The organism is Shewanella sp. 11B5, from assembly GCF_002836795.1.
Classification (GTDB): Bacteria; Pseudomonadota; Gammaproteobacteria; order Enterobacterales; family Shewanellaceae; genus Shewanella; species Shewanella frigidimarina.
Window position 1 is genome coordinate 1 of sequence record NZ_PJAP01000460.1, and the last position, 4,644, is coordinate 4,644.

The 4,644-nt window shown below is 41.1% G+C and carries 7 protein-coding genes and 1 riboswitch; of the genes, 4 read left to right on the plus strand and 3 right to left on the minus strand.

The features are described from left to right. From CXF78_RS10665 to CXF78_RS10675, 3 genes are all read left to right on the plus strand, one after another. Window positions 1-559, plus strand: a 559-nt coding sequence (locus CXF78_RS10665) for a DUF2975 domain-containing protein (protein ID WP_102036768.1), incomplete at its 5' end; no start/stop codon positions are given. Continuing rightward, window positions 559-768 (plus strand): helix-turn-helix domain-containing protein, encoded by a 210-nt coding sequence (locus CXF78_RS10670; RefSeq protein ID WP_011639279.1) that lies wholly within the window; start codon window positions 559-561, stop codon window positions 766-768. The genes CXF78_RS10665 and CXF78_RS10670, both read left to right, overlap by 1 nt. A 15-nt stretch (window positions 769-783) precedes the next feature. After that, window positions 784-1,647, plus strand: a complete 864-nt coding sequence (locus tag CXF78_RS10675) for an alpha/beta hydrolase (RefSeq protein WP_102036769.1) — start codon at window positions 784-786, stop codon at window positions 1,645-1,647. 63 nt (window positions 1,648-1,710) lie between these two features. Here the strand turns inward: CXF78_RS10675 and CXF78_RS10680 are convergent, their stop codons facing one another. The 3 genes from CXF78_RS10680 to ribB all read right to left on the minus strand — a co-directional run bounded on the left by CXF78_RS10680 (window position 1,711) and on the right by ribB (window position 3,525). After that, complete coding sequence (locus CXF78_RS10680) at window positions 1,711-2,097, minus strand: VOC family protein (RefSeq protein ID WP_102036770.1); 387 nt, start codon at window positions 2,095-2,097, stop codon at window positions 1,711-1,713. A gap of 143 nt (window positions 2,098-2,240) precedes the next feature. After that, window positions 2,241-2,669: a GNAT family N-acetyltransferase gene (locus CXF78_RS10685; protein WP_101088558.1), complete on the minus strand. Its 429-nt coding sequence runs from the start codon at window positions 2,667-2,669 to the stop codon at window positions 2,241-2,243. A 199-nt stretch (window positions 2,670-2,868) separates the two neighbouring features. Next, complete coding sequence (gene ribB, locus CXF78_RS10690) at window positions 2,869-3,525, minus strand: 3,4-dihydroxy-2-butanone-4-phosphate synthase (protein ID WP_011639277.1); 657 nt, start codon at window positions 3,523-3,525, stop codon at window positions 2,869-2,871. Between the two features lie 94 nt (window positions 3,526-3,619). Continuing rightward, a riboswitch (FMN riboswitch) is annotated at window positions 3,620-3,789 on the minus strand. Between the two features lie 275 nt (window positions 3,790-4,064). On the opposite strand from ribB, the gene CXF78_RS10695 reads away from it, so the two are divergent. After that, window positions 4,065-4,595: a thioesterase family protein gene (locus tag CXF78_RS10695; protein ID WP_102036771.1), complete on the plus strand. Its 531-nt coding sequence runs from the start codon at window positions 4,065-4,067 to the stop codon at window positions 4,593-4,595. Window positions 4,596-4,644 lie beyond the last annotated feature (49 nt).

A 4,644-nucleotide genomic window follows, 5' to 3' on the forward strand; every position in this document is an offset into this window, starting at 1 on the left:
GTTAAGTAAATGGATTAAATTGCTGATTGTATTTTTAGCTTTATTACAAGTCACTAGTTATAGCGGCACTATGGTGTTCGGAGAATTTCAAGCGGGTGAATATGTGTTAACCATTGATTGGTGGGGGTGGTTTAGTAGTTATCTAGCTGTCGACTTTGGTACACCTTGGCAAGCTCTCGCTCAAAGCCTTTATGATGCAGGATTTCATCCTGGGATCATTCTGGGCAGTGTTGAAATTTTACCTTACCTGTTTATTTACTCTTTTCTCTACCAACTTTTTGGTCTGTATCAGCAAGGTAATGTGTTTACTCCAAGTAACTTCCGCTGCTTGAGCCGTATTGCTTTGGTATTTTTAGTTTGGATTTTACTCAGCCTTTTTTACCCCATGATCATCGCATTTACATTGCACTTTAGCGGTACATCTAGTGCGGTACCTGTTTATTTTAGTCTTGGCAGCCAAGAATTAAAGTATGCACTTTTCGGGATGATTTTTTACTGTGTAGCATGGGTCATGAAGCATGCAACGGAGCTTCAAGAAGAGGCGGAGTTGACTATTTAATGGCCATAATTATTGAGCTGGATGTGATGCTGGCAAGGCGGAAAATGAAGTCCACTGAATTGGCAGAATTGATAGGCATAACCCCTCAAAATTTGTCAGTGCTTAGAAGTGGCCGTGCAAAAGCTATTCGATTTTCGACACTAGACGCTATTTGCCAGCATTTACAATGCTCGCCAGGTGACATTTTAGTCCACAAGGACGATGAGTAAATTAAGGAAAATAATATGCAAAATTGGCTTAAACAAATAACCACAGGTGCAATGATAGGAACCACAGTGCTGGTTACTTCAGCATGTACTATGCGCCTAAGTGAAAGCACTTTTATTGCCAGCGATGAAGTCCCCGTAGCGTTTACTGCTGAGTTTACTCAACAATTACAGCAGGCGATGCCTAATCATTTGATTACCCCACTTAGCTTAGAGGCAAGTGATCACGTTAAGTTAAATGGTTTTTATATTGATAACCCCAATAGCCTTACAACATTGGTCTTTTATCAAGGCAACGGCATGAAAATCGAACCACATGGCCTGTCTGCCCTTACCACATTATCGACGCTTAATACCGATATTTTAGTGATGGATCGTCGTGGATTAGGGGCAAGTGAAGGCCAACCAAGCATTAACAATATTATTGCAGATGCACAGCAACAACTGGATTATTTACATCAGCAATATCAGCCTGAAAAAGTGATATTGCACGGTTACTCACTAGGCAGTTTTATTGCCGCTGATTTAGCAAAAAATAATAAAATAGATGCGCTGATTTTACACGGTTCAGCCACTAATGCCGACGACTGGGTTGATGAAAAAACACCGTGGTATATGGCACCGTTTATGACTTTGGAAATGCCAGAAGATTTTCGTAAAACAGATAATAAGCAAGTGGTCGCGCAATATTATCAAGGGCCATTATTAGTCATTGCGGCAGAAGATGATGAAGAGGTCCCGCCTGAACTGTCTGAAAAACTGTTTGTAGCTAGCCAGTCAGCCAATAAACAGTTAATTATGGTGCCTAATGTTGGCCATCAAGGCATGTTAGACGATGCCAATACCATGAGTCAGTATCAAACGTTTATTACTGCATTGTGATTTAGTTTGTCTCCAAGTTAATTTCACATGGATGTGAACAGATTCATTAAGCCACAATAGTTGCTATTGACCTAAAGGCGGCTGCCATAATTCGACTTTGTTTCCTTCTGGATCAATAACCCACGCAAACTTGCCGTATTCAGATTCATCTATTTTATCGAGGACATTACAGCCTTCTGCTTTGAGGGCGGCGACGACAGCGTGAAGGTCTTCAACGCGGTAGTTGATCATAAATGGGGCTTGGCTTGGAGCAAATTGGTCGCTTTTCTCTGAACTTACCGCCCAGATAGTGGTTCCACCAGTTGGCTTGTCATTTGAGTCGGTCCAAGAAAAAGCAGTGCCGCCCCATTCTTGAACGTCAATACCGAGATGACGCTTATACCAAGCCTGCAACGCAGGTGCATCTTTTGCTTTAAAAAATATGCCGCCGATACCTGTGACTCGATTCATGTAAACCTCCATATATCATGTTTAAAACCATGTTCTGCTATAGGGTTAGCGTCCTAATATTGGTTGCTGGGTAATATGTTAACGTTACAAATATGCTTTTTTTAAAGTGTTATAGCCAATTTTTTATGTGGGTTGAAATGAGTCTATGAGCTGCTAATTTGCATAAAATATTCGTGCTGATCTTCACCGGTAATTTCAAACCCTAACCTTTTGTATAGTTGCAACGCAGGGTTCTGTTTTAATACAGTTAACTCAATCAATTTTGGCTTCGAGTCTGTGATAATTTGTTGTAAGATTTTTTGGCCAAATCCTTGCCTTTGAAACAATGGATGGATTTGGATCTGCATGATTTCGACTGTAGCTTCACTGACTCGATATTTTAACGTCCCGATTAACTCGTTGGCGTACATGACCAGATAAGAGCATTCATAAGCATCGTTTAATCTATATTCATGTTGCGCATCAGACAAGAACTGCCCAGACTTTTCTAAATGCTCAACCATGGTTAATTTACGTAAATCGAGTAGGTAGGTTTTGTCTTTTTCGGTGGCGGGAATAAATTCACATCTCATTTATACCTCGTTGCGCATCGGTTATGACGTTTGACTTGTAACATGATATTACTATAAGCCAAATAGAGCTTAATCTATATTTAAGATATTTTTTTATAACTTATTAGATGTAAAAAAAGAGGCGCCATTTAATAATGCGCCTCTTATTTTTATCTGATAGTGCGTCACTCTTGTGACAGCCTATTAATGACTTTATTAATTACGCCAGCTTTAAATCATACTGGTTACGGTACATCACCATATCTTCGATGGTCAGTACAGGCATGTTGTGCTTAAGGCCGAAGGCGATAATTTCTGGTGTTTTGGCCATGCTGCCATCTTCGTTAGCCAGTTCGCATAATACGCCAGCTGGCATTAAACCTGCCATTTGCATTAAGTCGACAGTCCCTTCGGTATGACCTCGGCGAGACATTACTCCTCCAGCGCGAGCACGCAATGGGAATACGTGTCCTGGATGGGCCAAATCTGATGCTTTGGCATCGCGGTTTGCCGCTGTTTTAATGGTGGTCACGCGATCTTGTGCGGAAACGCCAGTGGTAACACCGTGCTTTGCTTCAATGGAGATGGTAAACGCAGTTTGATTGGCGCTGTTGTTATTAATAACCATTGGCGGCAATTGTAACTTGTTGGCGTGTTCGTCAGTTAAGCATAAACACACAATGCCGCTGCATTCGCGGATCATTAATGCCATTTGGGCTGTGGTTAAGTGCTCGACAGAATAAATAATGTCGCCTTCATTTTCACGATCTTCATCATCGAGTAGTAATACGCCTCGGCCTTCTCTAAGCGCTGCTAATGCGTTTTCTACACGGGTGATTGGTTCGCCAAATTCGGCAAGTAGTGATAACTGATTCATGGTTGTACTCCTAAAATGACCAGAATCAGGGCTTATAAAGAGGGATATAAATCCAAAACAAATTGCATCAACAAGTCGAGGCTAATTGATGTATCTCTATTCTCTCTCATCCGGACTGTAACCGTCGGCTCTGGACTGTTAGGCATTACTCATGAGTAAAACCTAAGTCACCAGATCTGCTGACCTCGACGAATCGAGCGCTCGCGGGCTCACTTTTTCAAGTTTACCGCCGGTGGGGAATTGCGCCCCGCCCTGAGAATTAAAAACAATGTGTTTGCGCTGATTTGGCTGTAATCGACTCAACGATTACGGCGTTATTGTTAGTAAGTTACGTGAAACTCAGTTAACCCACTGCCAATTTAATCAAAACGCCTCGCTATGTTAATCAGTTAAGCCGCAGATGAAAAGGGGGATAAGTCTCAAAAAGAGTAACAAATAAAGTGTAATGCCAATTTTGTGCTACCAAATGATGCTAAAGCCGCTTGCTCACTGGTATGACCTTTGTTAGCCTGTCGCGCTTACATTAGGAGTAACCGTGCATGAATCTGTATTTTCGTATTATTTTGTTGTTTTTATGGCGAATAGGTCATTGTAAAAGTATTGGTTTTTTAGGCACTAGCCGAATTGATTACCGTGTTTTACCGTTAGATTGCGACATCAATATGCATTTAACTAACTCGCGTTATCCTGCTTTTATGGATTTAGCTCGCACCTATTTGATTGCCGAAATGGGCTTGATGAAACAGTTTCTAAAAAACAAATGGTTACCGATAGTGAATGCGGCAGAGTTTACTTATATCCGCGATATTAAGCCGTTTGAAAAGTTTACCATTGAAACTAAAATCGTTGGTTGGGACGAAAAATACTTTTATATTGAGCATCGTATGCTTACCGCTCGGGGTTTACATTGCATTGCGCATGTTCGTGGTGTGTTTGTATGTCGAGGTAAACAAGTGCCTATTGAAACCTTAATTGCAGCAGCCGGTTACACAGGCGACACACCTGAAATGCCTGCTGAAGTGGTTAAATGGAAACAATTTTTACAACTAAAAAAAGAACGTAATATATAGCGTTAGTTGTTTTTGGTATCGATGGTAATTTTTAAAGATCAACAAGCCT

Excerpts from the sequence above, each read along its gene's own strand:
- CXF78_RS10685 (WP_101088558.1), bottom strand. The coding sequence starts at position 2,669 with ATGAGATGTGAATTTATTCCCGCCACCGAAAAAGACAAAACCTACCTA.
- CXF78_RS10680 (WP_102036770.1), bottom strand. The coding sequence starts at position 2,097 with ATGAATCGAGTCACAGGTATCGGCGGCATATTTTTTAAAGCAAAAGAT.
- CXF78_RS10695 (WP_102036771.1), top strand. The coding sequence starts at position 4,065 with ATGAATCTGTATTTTCGTATTATTTTGTTGTTTTTATGGCGAATAGGT.
- CXF78_RS10670 (WP_011639279.1), top strand. The coding sequence starts at position 559 with ATGGCCATAATTATTGAGCTGGATGTGATGCTGGCAAGGCGGAAAATG.
- CXF78_RS10675 (WP_102036769.1), top strand. The coding sequence starts at position 784 with ATGCAAAATTGGCTTAAACAAATAACCACAGGTGCAATGATAGGAACC.
- ribB (WP_011639277.1), bottom strand. The coding sequence starts at position 3,525 with ATGAATCAGTTATCACTACTTGCCGAATTTGGCGAACCAATCACCCGT.